Consider the following 17,838-nt stretch of genomic DNA (forward strand, 5'->3'; position numbering starts at 1 on the left):
ACTTCTTTCTATTTAATACCATCCTCGTAGAATGCGGCCCAGAGCGCGTAAACGCTGGATTACATAACTCCTTGTAGTTACGTACGAAATAATATTTGAGCAAGAACTCAAATAACCCACGTCTAAAGATGTTTAAGTAAACGTAAATTTCCGTAGAAACAATACGTATTAATTTGTTGCTTATTTTCGTGATGAAACCATTTCCTTATTTGCATATTTACTGCGAAACGCTATTTCATTTTATGACCTGACGCGAAGATATCCCTGGTGAAATCCTCGACACTGGCCTGTTGAACAAGGACGGTCTGGGCTGGATGAAAATCGAGCGAATTTGCCGCTAGCGGCTAACGTTATAGTGGCGGCGATCACACTTTTCGCTCATCCCTGCGACTCCTCCCTGTCTAATCCTGGACGGGATGAGGAAGTCCACCATTCAGCCAGGCACACTAACGCCAATATCTATGTAAAAGGATTCGAATTCGCTATGTCACAGCCTACCTTCAATCACGATTCATTCCAGGCTGCCCTGACGCGTCAGTGGCAGCGATTTGGCTTACAGGCCGCTACCGAAATGACGTCTCACCAATGGTGGCAGGCTGTGAGCGGAGCGCTGGCAGAACAGCTCTGTGCACAGCCGGTAGCGAAACCGGCTAAGGATCAGCGCCACGTGAACTACATCTCGATGGAGTTCCTGATTGGCCGTCTGACCGGGAACAACCTGCTCAATCTCGGCTGGTACGAAGGGGTGAGCGACGCGCTGAAAGCCTACAACGTCAACCTGACCGACCTGCTGGAAGAAGAGACTGACCCAGCGCTCGGCAACGGCGGTCTGGGCCGTCTGGCTGCCTGCTTCCTGGATTCAATGGCCACCGTGGGCCAGTCGGCGACCGGCTATGGCCTGAACTATCAGTACGGTCTGTTCCGCCAGTCCTTCGACGACGGGCATCAGATGGAAGCGCCTGACGATTGGCAGCGCGGCAGCTATCCGTGGTTCCGCCATAACGCCGCGCTGGATGTACAGGTGGGTATCGGCGGTAAAGTGGTGAAAGGAGAGTGGCAGCCAGCGTTTACCATTACCGGTGAAGCCTGGGATCTGCCGGTGCTGGGCTACCGTAACGGCGTTGCACAGCCGCTGCGTCTGTGGCAGGCCAAGCATGCGCATCCATTTAACCTGACCAAATTTAACGATGGCGATTTCCTGCGCGCAGAGCAGCAAGGTATTGATGCCGAAAAACTGACTAAAGTTCTCTACCCGAACGACAACCACACGGCGGGTAAAAAGCTGCGCCTGATGCAGCAGTACTTCCAGTGCGCCTGCTCCGTGGCCGACATTCTGCGCCGCCACCATCTGGCGGGCCGCAAGCTGCATGAGCTGGCCGACTTTGAAGTGATTCAGCTTAACGATACGCATCCAACCATCGCGATTCCTGAGCTGCTGCGCGTGCTGATTGATGAGCACCAGATGAGCTGGGATGACGCGTGGGCGATTACCAGCAAAACCTTCGCCTACACCAACCATACTCTAATGCCAGAAGCGCTGGAGTGCTGGGATGAGAAGCTGGTGAAAGCGCTGCTGCCGCGTCATATGCAGATTATCAAAGAGATTAACGACCGATTTAAGAAGCTGGTTGATACCACCTGGCCTGGCGACGAAGCCGTCTGGGCGAAGCTTGCCGTGGTGCACAATAAACAGGTGCGCATGGCGAACATGTGTGTGGTGAGCGGCTTTGCGGTAAACGGCGTTGCGGCGCTGCACTCTGACCTGGTGGTGAAAGATCTGTTCCCGGAATATCACCAGCTGTGGCCGACCCGTTTCCACAACGTCACCAACGGCATCACCCCGCGTCGCTGGATCAAACAGTGCAACCCAGCGCTTGCCGCGCTGCTGGATAAATCGCTGAAAAAAGAGTGGGCTAACGATCTCGATCAGCTGATCAACCTGGAAAAATACGCGGACGACGCGAAATTCCGCAAGCAGTACCGCGACATCAAACTGGCCAACAAAGAGCGCCTGGTGAAGTTTGTTAAAGCGCGTACCGGCATTGAGATTTCCAGCCACGCGATTTTTGATATCCAAATCAAACGTCTGCACGAGTACAAACGCCAGCACCTGAACCTGCTGCACATTCTGGCGCTGTACAAAGAAATCCGTGAAAACCCGGAAGCTGACCGCGTACCGCGCGTGTTCCTGTTTGGGGCGAAGGCGGCCCCGGGCTACTACCTGGCGAAGAACATTATCTTTGCTATCAACAAAGTGGCTGAAGCCGTCAACAACGATCCAAAAGTGGGCGACAAGCTGAAAGTGGTCTTCCTGCCGGATTACTGCGTGTCGGCAGCGGAGATGCTGATCCCGGCGGCGGATGTCTCTGAGCAGATCTCCACGGCGGGTAAAGAAGCCTCCGGTACCGGCAACATGAAGCTGGCGCTCAATGGCGCGTTAACCGTCGGTACGCTGGACGGTGCGAACGTTGAAATCGCCGAACAGGTTGGTTCTGAGAATATCTTCATCTTCGGCCATACCGTTGAGCAGGTGAAAGAACTTAAAGCCAAAGGCTACGATCCGCTGAAATGGCGTAAAGCCGACAAGCTGCTGGACGCGGTGCTCAAAGAGCTGGAAAGCGGCAAATACAGCAACGGTGACAAGCACGCCTTCGACCAGATGCTGCACAGCATGGGCAAGCAGGGCGGTGACCCGTACCTGGTGATGGCGGACTTTGCCGCTTATGTCGAAGCACAGAAGCAGGTCGATGTGCTCTATCGCGACCAGGAAGCGTGGACCCGTGCGGCGATTCTGAACACCGCTCGCTGCGGCATGTTCAGCTCCGACCGCTCTATCCGCGATTATCAGAAACGTATCTGGCAGGCAAAACGCTAAGGATAGGCCATGGAGAGCAAACGCCTCGATAATGCCGCGCTGGCGGCGGGTATCAGCCCAAACTACATCAATGCCCACGGCAAGCCGCAGTCTATTGGTGCCGACACCAAACGGCGTTTGCTTGACGCGATGCATCATACCGCCGCCACGGATGTGGCGGCCACGCCGGTGCCAAACGTCATGATCTGGACGTTTGGCAAGAAGATGACGCTGGCGGTGGAGGGGAAGGGCGAATTTAGCTGGATCCTCACCACTGAAGAGGGCAAGCAGTATCACGGCCAGGCGACGGGTGGTAAAACGCTCAGCCTGCCAACCCGGCTGCCGGAAGGGTATCACTCGTTAACCCTGACCCAGGGCGAAGAGCGCTGGCACTGCCGGGCGATTATCGCGCCTGAGCGCTGCTATGAGCCACAGCCGCTGAAAGAGGCGAAAAAGCTGTGGGGCGCCTGCGTGCAGCTCTACACCCTGCGTTCGGAGAAGAACTGGGGTATCGGTGACTTCGGTGACCTGAAGGCGATGCTGCCGGAGGTGGCGAAACGCGGCGGTTCGTTTATCGGCCTCAACCCGATTCATGCGCTCTACCCGGCGAACCCGGAGAGTGCCAGCCCGTACAGCCCGTCCTCACGTCGCTGGATGAACGTTATCTATATCGACGTGAATGCAGTGGAAGACTTTGCGCTGAGTGACGAAGCGCAGGCATGGTGGAAGCTGCCTGCTACCCAGAAGACGCTGCAAGCCGCCCGCGACGTCGAGCAGGTGGACTACGCCACCGTGACCGAGCTGAAAATGACGGCGCTGCGCATGGCATGGAAGCGCTTTGCCAAACGCAATGATGAGCAGATGGCAACCTTCCGCTACTTTGTCGATAAAGAAGGGGAGAGCCTCTACTGGCAGGCGGTGTATGACGCGCTGCATGCCCATCAGGTGAAAGAAGACAAACTGCGCTGGGGCTGGCCGGCCTGGCCGAAGGCGTATCAGACTATCGAAAGCCCGGAGGTGCAGGCGTTCTGTAAAAAGCACGCCGACGACGTGGATTTCTACCTGTGGCTGCAATGGCTGGCGTATACCCAGTTTGCAGACTGCTGGGAGACCAGTCAGCGCGATGCGATGCCGATTGGTCTCTACCGCGACCTGGCGGTAGGCGTGGCCGAAGGCGGCGCGGAAACCTGGTGCGACCGCGAGCTGTACTGCCTGAAAGCCTCCGTAGGTGCACCGCCGGATATTCTCGGCCCGCTAGGACAGAACTGGGGTCTGCCGCCGATGGATCCGCATATCATCGCCGCGCGTGCCTATGAGCCGTTTATTGAACTGCTGCGCGCCAATATGAAGCACTGCGGTGCGCTGCGTATCGATCATGTGATGTCGGTGCTGCGTCTGTGGTGGATCCCGTACGGTGAAACCGCCGATCACGGCGCTTACGTGCAGTATCCGGTGGATGCGCTGCTGTCGATTCTGGCGCTGGAGAGTAAACGTCATCGCTGTATGGTGATTGGCGAAGACCTCGGCACCGTGCCGGTAGAGATTGTCGGTAAGCTGCGTAAGAGCGGGGTTTACTCATACAAGGTGCTCTATTTCGAAAACGACAGCGAGAAGAACTTCCGCGCGCCGAAAGCCTATCCGGAGCAGTCGATGGCCGTGGCGACCACCCACGACCTACCTACGCTGCGCGGCTATTGGGAAAGCGGGGATCTGACGCTGGGCAATCAGCTGGGGCTTTACCCTGACGCTGACGTACTGCGCGGGCTGTATCAGGACCGCGAGTTGGCGAAGCAGGGGCTGCTGGATGCGCTGCACAAGTACGGCACACTGCCGAAACGTGCGGGGCATAAGGCTTCACTGATGTCGATGACGGCCACGCTGAGCCGCGGTATGCAACGCTATATCGCTGACAGCAACAGCGCCCTGCTGGGGCTTCAGCCGGAAGACTGGCTGCAGATGTCCAGCCCGGTCAATATCCCCGGCACCAGCTCTGAATACCCAAACTGGCGGCGCAAGCTCTCCACGTCGCTGGAAGCGATGTTTGCTGACGACGGGGTGAATAAGCTGATTAAAGACCTGGACAAGCGCCGAAAAGCGGCGAGTAAGAAGAAGTAAAAATACAAACGCCGGGGATATCCCCGGCGTTTTTATATCTGTTGGTTCTGAACGGCTGAGGATACAGCGTTACACCACCATTCCCAGCAGCAAACAACCCACCAGACCGCAAACCGAGATAATGGTTTCCAGCATCGACCAGGACTTGATGGTCTCGCCGATAGTCAGGTTGAAGTACTCCTTGAACAACCAGAAGCCTGGATCGTTCACGTGGGAGAAGATAACGGAGCCGGAACCGACCGCGATAACCATCAGTTCAGGGCTAACGCCGGTGGTGGCAATCAGCGGCGCCGCGATACCGCCAGCGGTGATGGCCGCAACGGTGGCTGAACCCAGCGCAATACGCAGTACGGCGGCAATAGACCAGGCCATAAACAGCGGAGAAACGTTGGACTCGTGCATGATAGACGCGATGTACTTATCCACACCGGAGTCGACCAGTACCTGTTTGAAGGCACCGCCGCCGCCGATGATCAGCAGCATCATGGCAATAATTTTAATGGAGGAGATCAGCGTATCGTTGATGTCATCCATAGAACGGCCACGGTTAAGGCCGAAGGTGAAGATAGCAATCAGCACCGCAATCAGGGTTGCCATCACCGGGTCGCCGAAGAACTCAGCGGCAGGCAGCAGTGCGTGGCCTTTTGGCAGCACCATTTCCGCGATAGCGCGCAGCGCCATCAGGATGACCGGCACCAGAGAGGTCCAGACGCTCACGCCGAAGGATGGCATCTCTGCATCGGTGAAGGTTTTCGGGTTGTGCAGACCTTCCGGGATTGGCTTGTCGATGCTTTTCAGGCAGCGCGCATAAACCGGGCCCGCCAGAATAACGGTCGGGATCGCCAGCAGCGTCCCGTACAGCAGGGTTTTACCCATGTCCGCGTGGAAGATAGTGGCGATAGCGGTTGGGCCCGGGTGAGGCGGCAGGAAGCCGTGGGTCACGGAGAGCGCCGCCGCCATTGGCACGCCGACGTACAGCAGCGGAATACGAGCGTTTGCCGCGATGGTGAACACCAGCGGCAGCAGCAGGACGAAGCCCACTTCATAGAACAGCGCGAAGCCGACGGTGAAGCCGGTCAGTACGACGGCCCACTGAATGTGCTTACGACCAAATTTGTCGATGAGGGTCGTGGCGATACGCTGCGCGCCGCCGCAGTCCGCCAGCATCTTACCGAGCATGGCGCCGAAGCCCATAATCAGCGCCAGGCTGCCGAGGGTGCCGCCAACGCCGTTTTTAATGGAGACGATAACTTTGTCCAGGGGCATGCCCTGCATTAATCCGACGGCTAGTGCCACCAGAACCAGAGCGATAAACCCGTTCATTTTGAAACGGATCATCAGCAGTAATAAGAGGATAACCCCGATAGCTACGATGATTAATGGCATAATTTATCCAGCCTTTAATTTGTTATGGGTAACGTCACTGTTGCTGCGACAACGTCCAATTGCCCCTACAGAGGGAATAGGTACTGACTTCTTCACACCACCGTATGTTTATGACTCAGACAAAGGATAGCTGGCTATTTATTTAACGCGGTGGTGTGTGTTGCGATGATACGGGTAACATGTAGAGGTTGAGAATAACCCCAGGCATGGAAATGTGAAATCTGCGACGGTAGTCAAATTATTGGTAGGGTTATTGCCGTGTTTCAGGCGGGAAATTGCGAGCTATGTTGCGCGGTAACATGTGTTGAATGGAGAATTTCCCGGGCTCGGCGTAAACGCCTCGCCCGGGCGACCAGTGAGAGTCGTGCTCGTTTGTAGCCCGGCCAGGCGAAGCGCCGCCGGGACAAGCACAGCGCTAACTTAGTAGTAAGAGTGCTCGCCGCGCTGGTGTTCGGTCAGATCGCGAACGCCTTTGAGGTCAGGGAACTCGGCCAGCAGCTGCTTTTCGATCCCATCTTTCAGGGTGACGTCAATCATCGAGCAACCGTTACAGCCGCCGCCAAACTGCAGGATGGCGTAGCCGTCATCGGTGATTTCCATCAGCGACACGCGGCCGCCGTGGCCAGCCAGCTGTGGGTTAACCTGCGACTGCAGCATGTATTCAACGCGCTCCATCAGCGGGGCATCGTCGGACACTTTACGCATTTTCGCGTTTGGCGCTTTCAGGGTCAGCTGAGAACCCAGCTGATCGGTGACGAAATCGATTTCCGCATCTTCCAGATACGGAGCGCTCAGCTCGTCGACATAGGCGGTGAGCTGTTCAAATTTCAGGGCAGTATCACTTGCTTCCACCGCATCCGGCGGGCAATAAGAAACGCCGCATTCTGCGTTAGGCGTACCAGGGTTAATCACAAATACACGGATTTGTGTCCCTTCTTCCTGATTTTGCAGAAGTTTGGCAAAGTGCGCTTGCGCAGTATCGGAAATACGGATCATAGCTTTGACCTAATAGTTGACTACTTTAGTTGGTTATAATACGCCCATCGCTGGGGGTCTACAAGGTGCGACACAGACACCATACCTGAACGCTCGCCGCGCCATTTCGCAAAAGAAGCCGGGAAATCTCGGCAACGGTGCTGCCCGTGGTGACCACATCATCCACAATAACCATATGGCGACCCTGCACCGGTAATTCAAGCTGGAACGCATTTTTCAGGTTCTGCTTGCGCAGCCTGGCGCTCAGCTGGTGCTGGGTGGCGGTAGGGCGCACGCGGACGATCGCCCGTGGGGTAAATTCACAGGGCAGCCATTTCGTCAGCGCCCGGCACAGCAGCTCGCTCTGGTTATACCCACGTCGCCAGTGACGGCGCTGCCACAATGGGACGCTGATAAGCTGCTGCGGCATCGGCCACGCGCCGCGGCATCGCACGGCTAACAGCAGCAGACGCGCCAGCGCGGGGGCTAGCTCCGGCTGGCCGCTGAACTTGAAGTGGTGGATCAACGTGCTGAGCGGCGGTTGATAGTCATTTACGGCCACCAGGCGCTGCCAGGGTGGTGGCTTTTGCAGGCAGCGCCCGCACGGCGCGCTGATGCTACCCGATGGCAAACCGCACTGCGGGCAGCGACAAATCTCGCTTTCCACCGCGTGGGTACAGCGCGAGCAGATGCCCCACGCGGGCAGCGCTAGCGGCATTTTGCATAGCCAGCACGAGCCGTGGGCTGTTAGCATAATCCCTCCTTGAACCAATAAAATGAGAACAATAGCTGATGAACGACATCTGGTGGCAAACCACGGGCGAAGGAGATTGTCATCTTGTGCTGCTGCACGGCTGGGGGCTGAATGCTCAGGTCTGGGATTGCATTACGCCGGAATTAAGCTCGCATTTTACGCTGCATCTGGTCGACCTGCCGGGCTATGGCCGCAGCGGTGGATTTGGTGCGCTTTCGCTGGAAGAGATGGCTGAACACGTACTGGAAAAAGCGCCGACAAAGGCTATCTGGCTTGGCTGGAGTCTGGGGGGGCTGGTGGCAAGCGAAGTGGCATTACGCCACCCGGAACGCGTCGATGCGCTGGTCACCGTCGCATCGTCCCCTTGCTTCAGCGCGCATGACGCGTGGCCAGGCATTAAGCCTGAGGTGCTCAGCGGGTTCCAGCAACAGCTCAGCGAAGACTTCCAGCGCACCGTCGAGCGCTTCCTGGCGTTGCAAACGCTGGGCACCGAAAGTGCCCGTCAGGATGCGCGCGCGTTGAAACAGACGGTGCTCTCCCTGCCAATGCCCTCTTCCGAGGTGCTGAACGGCGGGCTGGAGATCCTCAAAACCGCTGACCTGCGCGAGTCACTCACCGCGCTGACGATGCCGTTCCTGCGCCTTTACGGTCGACTTGATGGATTAGTTCCGCGCAAGATTGTGCCGCTGCTGGATGCCCAGTGGCCGCAGAGTGAATCGCTGGTGTTTGATAAGGCTGCCCATGCGCCATTTATTTCGCATCCACAGGCGTTTTGCGAGTCGTTGATTGCGCTAAAAAAGCATCTTTAAAATAATTTTTTACCCGACGTGGTAAATGGCAAATTTGTAGCAATACTTAACTTGTTGCGGTGGCTGACTATTTCAGTAAGCCACCGTCACCTACAAAAATAACTGAATGGAGTGTAGGCCTATGAAACTTGTTACAGGTATTGTTGCATCTCTGGTTATTGGTTCTCTTTCATTTGGCGCATTTGCCGCCAAGGAAATTACAAAAGAAGACGTTGCGAAGATGAAGCTGACTAAAATCGGCAACATTACCACGTCAAAAACGACGTCGCCGATGGACGCGAAGCACGATCTGTCGAAAAAAGCGGATGAGCTGGGCGGCAAGTACTACGTGATTATCGCGGGTCAGAAAAACGAGAAAAACGTTCACGGTAACGCGGACGTCTATAAGTAAGTAGGGTCGAACATGTTATTCCCGGCGTTGTGTTAACGCCGGGAATACGTTTTAGCGTAGTGCCCACCACTGACGTAAGCAGGCTTTCCCTTCCGGGCAACTTTTGCAACTGCCGGTCAGACACCCATCTGGTTCTTCGTCAATCTTCATGACTTTCCCCATAGCTTCCAGGCGGCTCAGCATGGCATCGATCATCGCCTGCGGCGTGTGCAGTTGGGCGCTGAGCTGTGAGGCTTCCATGCGTCCCTGCAGTGCCAGCATATCGCGTACTTCAATCAATGATGCCATGATGACTCCTAGTGACAATCGCCCGCTGGGCTAGAGCAGCATGAGGTTGGCGTTTTACGCGTCGCCAGCAGAGAGACGTCCACCCGGCTACGGGCACGGCGCAGCAGACCAATCACCACCACGTTGAACAGAATCACCGCCAGGATGCACACCAGGCTGTAGCGTGGGTGCTGGCTGAAGCTCACCGTCTGGTAGTACAGCGTCGAGAGCGAGTAGGCAATGTTCAGGCCCCACAGAATGGAGAAGGACATCCAGCCGCGGCTCGACTCACGGGCAATCGCACCCATCACCGAAATGCACGGAATGTAGAGCAGAACGAAAATCAGGTAGCTGTAGGCTGCCGCCGCGCTGCCGAACTTGCTGCTCATCACGCCCATTGCCCCGGTTTCCATCACGCCGTCGCCTTTGCTGGCTTCGATTGGGTTGGCCAGTACGCTCAGGCTAAAGGTATCTTTCAGCCCCTGCCAGGTTTCATCAGCCGCAGCCAGCAGCTCTTCACCGAGGCTGAATTCCTGCGGGTTGAACTCTTCATTCTGAATGTTTTCGGCGGTGTAGAGGGTGTTCAGCGTACCGACCACCACTTCTTTTGCCATCGCGCCGGTAAACAGACCTACGGTGGCCTGCCAGTTATCGTCATGGACGCCAATCGGTTTAAACACTGGTGTGATCGCACGGCTGACGGAGGCCAGCGCAGAGTCGTTGATGTTATCGACGATTTTGCCGCTGAACGAGAAGCTGTTCAGCGCGCTCAGGAAGATACTGACGATAACGATAACTTTACCTGCGCGCAGCACGAAGCCTTTCAGGCGCTGCCAGGTCTGGATAATCAGGCTCTTAATGTGCGGTACGTGATACACCGGCAGTTCCATCACGAACGGTGATGCTTCACCGCGCATAATGGTGTATTTGAGCATCAGGCCGGTCAGGATGGCGATAACGATCCCCAGTACGTAAAGGGAGAAGACCACCAGCGCGCCGCCCTGGCCGAAGAAGGCAGCGGCGAAGACGGCGAAGATGGCCAGACGCGCGCCGCAGGACATAAACGGCGCCATCATGATGGTCATCAGACGTTCACGTGGCGCATCCAGGGTACGTGCGCCCATGACCGACGGCACGTTACAGCCGAAGCCGACGATCAGCGGCACAAAGGATTTACCCGGCAGACCCAGAGACTGCATCAGGCGGTCCATCACGAATGCCGCACGCGCCATGTACCCGGAGTCCTCAAGGAAGGAGAGGAACAGGTACATCATGCCGATTTGCGGCACTAACGGTAGCACGGTGTTGATACCGCCGCCGATACCCTGCGCCAGGAAGACCGTCAGCCAGTCCGGGAAGTGCAGCTGGTAGCCAATCCACTGAATGCCGTGGATAAAGATAGCGACGGAGCCGCCGTCAAAGATCGGCTGCAGCGCGCCACCGATGTTGATAGCCAGCAAGAACATCAGGTACATGACGAACAGGAAAATCGGTAAGCCCAGCACGCGGTTGAGGACGATTTTGTCCAGCGCGGCGGTGAAGCGGCTTGGCTCGGCGGTCAGGGTGTTACTGACGGCATCGCAAATCGCGGCAATGCTCTGATAGCGGGCGTCGGCGATATGCAGAGCCGGGTCGTCCATCTCTTCGCTTAGATGCGCCAGAGAGACGTCCAGCTTGTGTGCGGCATCACCGGCATAGGCGCGGCTATAGATATCGCCTTCCAGCATCTGCATGCCCAGCCAGTGGCGCTGACGTTCAGGGATCTCCTGCGCCATCTCTTTAGCCAGATTATCGGCTTCGCGCAGCAGCGGCTGCGGGTAGTGCACCAGCTCAATTGGCTGGTTGCCCTGATGGCGGTCGATCGCCATTTTCAGCGCTTCAATCCCGCGAGCACGGGTGGAGACCAGCGGCACAACCGGGCAGCCGAGGCGTGCCGAGAGCGCATCCACGTCGATACGGATTTGCTGTTTCTCGGCAATATCGAGCATGTTCAGTGCGACCACGCACGGAATGCCCAGCTCAAGCAGCTGCAGCGTCAGGTAGAGGTTACGTTCGAGGTTGGAGGCGTCGACCACGTTAATCAGCAGGTCGGCATCACCGCTCAGAATATAGTGGCAGGCAATCTGCTCATCCAGCGAGGTTTGCGAGGAGATGGTGGTCAGCGAGTAGGTACCCGGCAGGTCGACGAGGGTGACCTGATGGTCGGTGGTGGCGAACGCGCCTTCTTTGCGCTCTACCGTTACCCCGGCCCAGTTGCCTACGCGCTGGCGTGCGCCGGTGAGCTGGTTGAATAAGGTTGTTTTGCCGGAATTAGGATTACCAATTAAACCGATGGTTAATTTTTTCATATTTCAGACTCTTAGTACCGGGCTGGGGTTATTGCGCGACGGCTTCTAATTCAATAAGCGCGAGATCTTTCTTACGCAATACCAGGCTAACGCGACGGGTTTCAATATGAATAGGGTCGCCGAGTGGCGCTACGCGAACCACATTAAAGGACGATCCCGGCAGCATGCCCAGGGACAGCAGTTTCTGACGATAAGCTGGGCTAATTTCGCGGGAGAAACCGACAATCTTCCACGCAGTATCAGGTGTAAATTGCATATAACCTACTTGTGTATCGCTAGCTGAACGAGGGGAGCACCGCGCGCTGCCTGGTGGCAACCGGGGCGTCGTCAACGAATAAAGAAATAAAGCCTACTGAAAATGATGATAATGAGAATGGTTTTTATCATCAATACATATTATGCGATCGGCGGGAATTTCGAGCGGAATTTGCACTTTTTTTGATATGACGCAAGCAACTCATTGTAGCCGTAAATGAATTAAATATTATTTTCGTCGCTTAATGTTTAATTAAGGTTTCATTGGTTAATAAAATAAAACACGATGACGCTTATTATTAAAAGCTGATAGGAAGATAATAATGACTGAGGCCTGCCAAATAAGCGGTAGCCTGGGCGAGGCGTTTTAACGCCGACGCCGGGGAGGCTCAGGAGCCTTCCCGGCGTCGCTATGCTCGGCCGGGCTACTGGTTACGATTAGCGTTTTTTACCCATGGCGGCTGCCAGCGCGTCCATCATGGCGCTGTTGCCCGCAGGCTGTGCTTCATGCCCGCGCGGTTTTGCTGCTTTCGCGGCCGGACGGCTGTTGCCCTGACTGCGATCGTTACCACCGCCGCGACGGGCGTTAGTTTCGCCCGGCTGCTCGTCAAGGCGCATGGTGAGCGCGATGCGCTTACGCTGCAGATCCACTTCCAGCACTTTCACTTTGACGATATCGCCCGCTTTCACCACAGTATGCGGGTCTTCCACGAACTTATCCGCCAGCGAAGAGATGTGAACCAGGCCGTCCTGATGCACGCCAATATCCACGAACGCGCCGAAGTTGGTGACGTTGGTGACAGCGCCTTCGAGGATCATCCCCGGCAGCAGGTCGTTCATGGTTTCTACACCGTCGGCAAACTTCGCGGTTTTAAACTCAGGACGCGGGTCGCGGCCGGGTTTTTCCAGCTCTTTGATGATGTCGGTAACGGTTGGCACACCAAAACGATCGTCGGTGAACTCAGAGGCTTTCAGGTTTCTGAGCTCGTTACTGTTGCCCATTAAATCCTTCAGCGCCTGCTGCGTCGCTGCCAGAATGCGTTCGACCACCGGATACGCTTCCGGGTGAACGGTTGAAGCATCCAGCGGGTTGTCGCCGTGGTTAATACGCAGGAAGCCTGCGCACTGCTCAAACGCTTTTGGCCCCAGACGGCTCACCTTCAGCAACTGCTGGCGGTTCTGGAACTGACCGTTCTCGTCGCGCCAGGCGACGATGTTCTGCGCCATCATGCGCGTCAGGCCCGCCACGCGGGTCAGCAGCGCTACAGAAGCGGTGTTCAGATCTACGCCGACGGCGTTCACACAGTCTTCCACCACCGCATCCAGTTTACGTGCCAACTGAGTCTGGCTGACGTCGTGCTGATACTGGCCAACCCCGATGGATTTCGGGTCGATTTTCACCAGCTCTGCCAGCGGATCCTGTAGACGACGGGCGATAGACACCGCGCCGCGCAGGGAAACGTCGAGATCCGGGAACTCCAGCGCAGCCAGTTCGGAGGCGGAATAGACGGATGCGCCCGCTTCGCTGACGATCACCTTCTGCGCGGTGACTTTCGGGAACTGCTGCTGCACGTCGAGGAAGAAGCGCTCGGTTTCACGAGACGCCGTCCCGTTACCGATAGCCACCAGTTCAACGTTGTGCTTTTCACACAGTGCGGCCACGGCAACCGCTGCTTTCGCCGCCTGACCGGTATGTGGATAAATGGTGTCGGTGGCAACCAGCTTGCCAGTGCCGTCAACCACCGCCACTTTTACGCCGGTACGCAGGCCCGGATCGAGACCCATGGTGGCGCGCAGGCCAGCCGGTGCGGCCATTAGCAGGTCGTGCAGATTGCGGGCGAAGACATTGATAGCTTCATCTTCCGCGCGCTCGCGCACGGTGCCCATCAGCTCGGTTTCGAGGTGCATCAGCACTTTGATACGCCAGGTCCAGCTGACCACGCCTTTACGCCAGCTGTCCGCCGGGGCGTTGTTCAGGCGCAGACCGAGATGGTCGATAATAATCTGTTCGCAGTAGCTCTCTTTCGGCGGCTCGTCGAACTGCGGGTCGGCGTTGAGGGAGAGTTGCAGCACGCCTTCGTTGCGCCCGCGGAACATCGCCAGCGCGCGGTGGGAAGGGGTGGTTGAAATCGGTTCGTGATGGTCGAAGTAGTCGCGGAATTTTGCGCCTTCCTCTTCTTTACCGCTGACCACTTTGGCGACCAGGTGGGCGTTCTTCCACAGGTAGTCACGCACTTTCGCCAGCAGGCCTGCGTCTTCCGCGAAGCGTTCCATCAGGATATAGCGCGCGCCGTCGAGGGCCGCTTTGGTATCCGCGACGCCTTTATCGGCATCGATAAATTTGGCGGCTTCGGTTTCTGGGTCATGGGACGGCTCGCTCCACAGCAGGTCTGCCAGCGGCTCAAGGCCCGCTTCAATGGCAATCTGCCCGCGGGTGCGGCGCTTCTGTTTGTACGGTAAGTAGAGGTCTTCCAGCTCGGTTTTGTTGAGCGTGCCGTTGATGGCTTTTTCGAGAGCTTCGGTCAGCTTACCCTGCTCACCGATGGATTTCAGAATGACCTGACGACGGTCTTCCAGCTCACGCAAATACCCGAGGCGGGTTTCCAGATTACGCAGCTGCGTATCATCTAGTCCGCCGGTGATTTCCTTACGATAACGTGCAATAAACGGCACGGTGTTCCCTTCATCAAGCAGGCGAACGGCGGCTTCCACCTGTTCGGCTCTGGCCTGAAGTTCACCCGCAATAATGCGGCAGAGCGAATCATTCATCATGGCTTGGTTTCACTGTTAGGTCATAAAATCAGGGGACAGTTATACGGATTGACTGGCAAAAATGCCAGTCATCAGCGGGGGCTTCGGATTGTTCCGGCCTTATTTTACGTATTCAATCTCATTCACGTACCAGCTGGCTTCGCCGGCCGGAGTGTTGACCACCGCCAGATCGCCGACCTCTTTCTTCAGCAGCGCGCGGGCCATCGGTGAATCGATGGAGATATAGTCCTTGCGACCAAAAATCTCATCGTAGCCGACGATACGAAAACGCTTGGTTTCGCCGTCGTCGTTTTCTATCTCAACCCAGGCGCCGAAAAAGACTTTGCCTTCCTGCTGCGGCGAATAATCGACAATACGTAGATTTTCAAGGCACTTGGTCAAATAACGAACGCGTCGGTCAATCTCTCTTAAGCGTTTTTTATTATACTGGTAGTCAGCGTTTTCACTGCGATCGCCAAGGCTTGCGGCCCAGGTCACCTTCTTTGTGACCTCCGGGCGCTCTTCGCGCCAGAGATAATCCATCTCTTTTTTGAGCTTTTCGTACCCTTCACGGGTGATCAACTGTGTTTTCATGTTCCGTGCTTACCTGGCTACCGAGGAAAGAATACGCACAATACGTATTACGTGAGTATGCCGACAGAATAAATAATGTGTATTAAGATTCATTGTATACTTAACTCGCTGTTAAATATGCTTTGTAACAATTTAGCCTGGAATTTATACCAGATTTAGCTGGTCGCAAGCGCAGGCTTTTTTGAGAATACATGCTGAATAATTGTTGCGAACCTTTGGGAGTAAAAACAATGCAAGAGAATTATAAGATTCTTGTTGTGGATGACGATATGCGCCTGCGTGCGCTGCTGGAACGTTATCTGACCGAGCAGGGTTTCCAGGTTCGAAGCGTAGCTAACGCCGAACAGATGGACAGATTGCTGACCCGTGAATCATTCCATCTGATGGTTCTGGATTTAATGCTGCCAGGCGAGGACGGTCTGTCGATTTGCCGTCGTCTGCGTAGCCAGAGCAACCCGATGCCGATCATCATGGTGACGGCGAAAGGGGAAGAAGTTGACCGTATCGTGGGCCTGGAAATCGGCGCCGACGACTACATTCCGAAACCGTTCAACCCGCGTGAACTGTTGGCCCGTATCCGTGCGGTGCTGCGTCGTCAGGCGAACGAACTGCCGGGCGCGCCTTCTCAGGAAGAAGCGGTTATCGCCTTCGGTAAGTTCAAGCTGAACCTCGGCACTCGTGAAATGTTCCGCGAAGATGAACCTATGCCGCTCACCAGCGGTGAGTTTGCGGTGCTGAAAGCGCTGGTCAGTCACCCGCGTGAGCCCCTGTCTCGCGACAAGCTGATGAACCTGGCTCGTGGTCGAGAATACTCGGCGATGGAACGCTCCATCGACGTGCAGATTTCTCGCCTGCGCCGCATGGTGGAAGAAGATCCGGCTCACCCACGCTACATTCAGACCGTTTGGGGTCTGGGCTACGTGTTCGTCCCGGACGGTTCTAAAGCATGAGGCGACTGCGCTTCTCGCCTCGAAGTTCGTTTGCCCGCACGTTACTGCTGATTGTCACCCTGCTGTTCGTCAGCCTGGTGACAACCTATCTTGTGGTGCTGAACTTCGCGATTTTGCCAAGCCTGCAGCAGTTTAATAAGGTCTTAGCCTACGAAGTCCGTATGCTGATGACCGATAAACTGCAGCTGGAGGACGGTACGCAACTTGTCGTGCCGCCGGCATTTCGCCGCGAGATCTATCGTGAACTGGGTATCTCACTCTATTCCGATGAAGCCGCTGAAGAGGCCGGTTTACGCTGGGCTCAACACTACGAGTTCTTAAGTCAGCAGATGGCTCAGCAGCTGGGCGGGCCGACTGAAGTTCGCGTTGAAGTCAATAAAAGCTCCCCGGTGGTCTGGTTGAAGACCTGGCTGTCGCCCAATATTTGGGTGCGCGTGCCGTTAACCGAAATCCATCAGGGAGACTTCTCCCCACTCTTCCGCTATACCCTGGCGATTATGCTGCTGGCGATAGGCGGCGCATGGCTGTTTATCCGCATCCAGAACCGACCCCTGGTCGACCTGGAGCACGCTGCGCTGCAGGTCGGTAAGGGCATCATTCCTCCGCCGCTGCGTGAATACGGTGCGTCTGAGGTGCGTTCGGTGACTCGAGCCTTTAACCATATGGCCGCGGGCGTGAAACAGCTTTCCGACGATCGTACGCTATTGATGGCCGGCGTCAGCCACGACTTGCGTACACCGCTAACGCGTATTCGTCTGGCGACGGAGATGATGGGCGAAGAGGATGGTTATCTTGCTGAATCTATCAATAAAGATATTGAAGAGTGCAATGCCATCATCGAGCAGTTTATTGACTATCTGCGTACCGGTCAGGAGATGCCGCTGGAGTCTATCGATCTCAACACCGTGCTCGGTGAGGTTATCGCAGCAGAAAGCGGCTACGAGCGGGAAATTGATACCGCATTGTTCGACGACGAGATCCCGGTAAGGGTGCATCCGCTGTCTATCAAGCGTGCGCTGGCCAATATGGTGGTGAACGCGGCGCGTTACGGCAACGGCTGGATTAAAGTCAGCAGCGGTCGTGATGCGCATCGCGCCTGGTTCCAGGTGGAGGACGATGGTCCAGGGATTAAACCCGAGCAGCGTAAGCACCTGTTCCAGCCGTTTGTACGTGGCGATAGCGCCCGTACCATCAGCGGCACGGGCCTGGGGCTGGCTATCGTGCAGCGTATTATCGATAACCACAACGGGATGCTGGAGCTGGATACCAGTGAACGCGGTGGGTTGCTGATACGTGCGTGGCTGCCGGTGCCGGGTGGGCGACCGCCAGCACCAACGAAAGAGAGCTAAAAAAACCGCTGGGGGAAACCCCGGCGGTTTTTGTTTATAG

At 56.2% G+C, this 17,838-nt stretch carries 14 protein-coding genes; 6 read left to right on the forward strand and 8 right to left on the reverse strand.

What is annotated here, in order from left to right:
- The first annotated feature begins 484 nt into the window (after window positions 1-484).
- The gene (malP, locus tag V6940_RS08550) at window positions 485-2,875 is read left to right on the forward strand and encodes a maltodextrin phosphorylase (protein ID WP_333495565.1); all 2,391 of its coding nucleotides are present in this window, start codon (window positions 485-487) and stop codon (window positions 2,873-2,875) included.
- Between the two features lie 9 nt (window positions 2,876-2,884).
- Window positions 2,885-4,969 carry a 4-alpha-glucanotransferase gene (gene malQ / locus V6940_RS08555; RefSeq protein WP_333495566.1) on the forward strand — a complete coding sequence of 695 codons (2,085 nt, stop codon included), beginning with the start codon at window positions 2,885-2,887 and terminating at the stop codon, window positions 4,967-4,969.
- Window positions 4,970-5,038: 69 nt separating this feature from the next.
- Here malQ and gntT read toward each other — a convergent pair whose 3' ends face one another.
- The 3 genes from gntT to gntX form a co-directional block, all read right to left on the reverse strand.
- On the reverse strand, window positions 5,039-6,355 hold the full coding sequence (gntT, locus tag V6940_RS08560; protein WP_035892130.1) for a gluconate transporter: 1,317 nt from the start codon (window positions 6,353-6,355) through the stop codon (window positions 5,039-5,041).
- Between the two features lie 420 nt (window positions 6,356-6,775).
- Window positions 6,776-7,351: a Fe-S biogenesis protein NfuA gene (gene nfuA, locus V6940_RS08565; RefSeq protein ID WP_106925116.1), complete on the reverse strand. Its 576-nt coding sequence runs from the start codon at window positions 7,349-7,351 to the stop codon at window positions 6,776-6,778.
- 58 nt (window positions 7,352-7,409) lie between these two features.
- Complete coding sequence (gene gntX / locus V6940_RS08570; protein WP_333495567.1) at window positions 7,410-8,084, reverse strand: DNA utilization protein GntX; 675 nt, start codon at window positions 8,082-8,084, stop codon at window positions 7,410-7,412.
- Window positions 8,085-8,122: 38 nt separating this feature from the next.
- On the opposite strand from gntX, the gene bioH reads away from it, so the two are divergent.
- Both bioH and V6940_RS08580 read left to right on the forward strand, forming a co-directional pair.
- A complete protein-coding gene (gene bioH, locus V6940_RS08575; protein ID WP_333495568.1) occupies window positions 8,123-8,893 on the forward strand; it encodes a pimeloyl-ACP methyl ester esterase BioH in 771 nt (256 codons plus the stop codon).
- Between the two features lie 121 nt (window positions 8,894-9,014).
- On the forward strand, window positions 9,015-9,284 hold the full coding sequence (locus V6940_RS08580; RefSeq protein WP_185669002.1) for a YdgH/BhsA/McbA-like domain containing protein: 270 nt from the start codon (window positions 9,015-9,017) through the stop codon (window positions 9,282-9,284).
- Between the two features lie 51 nt (window positions 9,285-9,335).
- On the opposite strand, the gene feoC is transcribed toward V6940_RS08580, so the two are convergent.
- The 5 genes from feoC to greB all read right to left on the reverse strand — a co-directional run bounded on the left by feoC (window position 9,336) and on the right by greB (window position 15,499).
- Entirely contained in the window at window positions 9,336-9,572 is a 237-nt protein-coding gene (feoC, locus tag V6940_RS08585) for a [Fe-S]-dependent transcriptional repressor FeoC (RefSeq protein WP_185669001.1), read from the reverse strand.
- A gap of 8 nt (window positions 9,573-9,580) precedes the next feature.
- Window positions 9,581-11,899 carry a Fe(2+) transporter permease subunit FeoB gene (gene feoB, locus V6940_RS08590; protein ID WP_333495569.1) on the reverse strand — a complete coding sequence of 773 codons (2,319 nt, stop codon included), beginning with the start codon at window positions 11,897-11,899 and terminating at the stop codon, window positions 9,581-9,583.
- 28 nt (window positions 11,900-11,927) lie between these two features.
- A complete protein-coding gene (feoA, locus tag V6940_RS08595) occupies window positions 11,928-12,155 on the reverse strand; it encodes a ferrous iron transporter A (RefSeq protein ID WP_052282977.1) in 228 nt (75 codons plus the stop codon).
- A 437-nt stretch (window positions 12,156-12,592) separates the two neighbouring features.
- The gene (locus V6940_RS08600; RefSeq protein ID WP_333495570.1) at window positions 12,593-14,926 is read right to left on the reverse strand and encodes a Tex family protein; all 2,334 of its coding nucleotides are present in this window, start codon (window positions 14,924-14,926) and stop codon (window positions 12,593-12,595) included.
- A 99-nt stretch (window positions 14,927-15,025) separates the two neighbouring features.
- The gene (gene greB / locus V6940_RS08605; RefSeq protein WP_185668998.1) at window positions 15,026-15,499 is read right to left on the reverse strand and encodes a transcription elongation factor GreB; all 474 of its coding nucleotides are present in this window, start codon (window positions 15,497-15,499) and stop codon (window positions 15,026-15,028) included.
- 230 nt (window positions 15,500-15,729) lie between these two features.
- Here greB and ompR point away from each other — a divergent pair, with 230 nt between their 5' ends.
- Window positions 15,730-16,449, forward strand: a complete 720-nt coding sequence (gene ompR / locus V6940_RS08610) for an osmolarity response regulator transcription factor OmpR (protein ID WP_001157751.1) — start codon at window positions 15,730-15,732, stop codon at window positions 16,447-16,449.
- The gene (gene envZ / locus V6940_RS08615; protein ID WP_333495571.1) at window positions 16,446-17,798 is read left to right on the forward strand and encodes a two-component system sensor histidine kinase EnvZ; all 1,353 of its coding nucleotides are present in this window, start codon (window positions 16,446-16,448) and stop codon (window positions 17,796-17,798) included. Before ompR ends, envZ begins: the two co-directional genes overlap by 4 nt.
- The last annotated feature ends 40 nt before the right edge of the window (window positions 17,799-17,838 follow it).

It is taken from the genome of Kluyvera sp. CHPC 1.251 (assembly GCF_036759945.1).
Taxonomy (GTDB): Bacteria; Pseudomonadota; Gammaproteobacteria; order Enterobacterales; family Enterobacteriaceae; genus Kluyvera; species Kluyvera sichuanensis.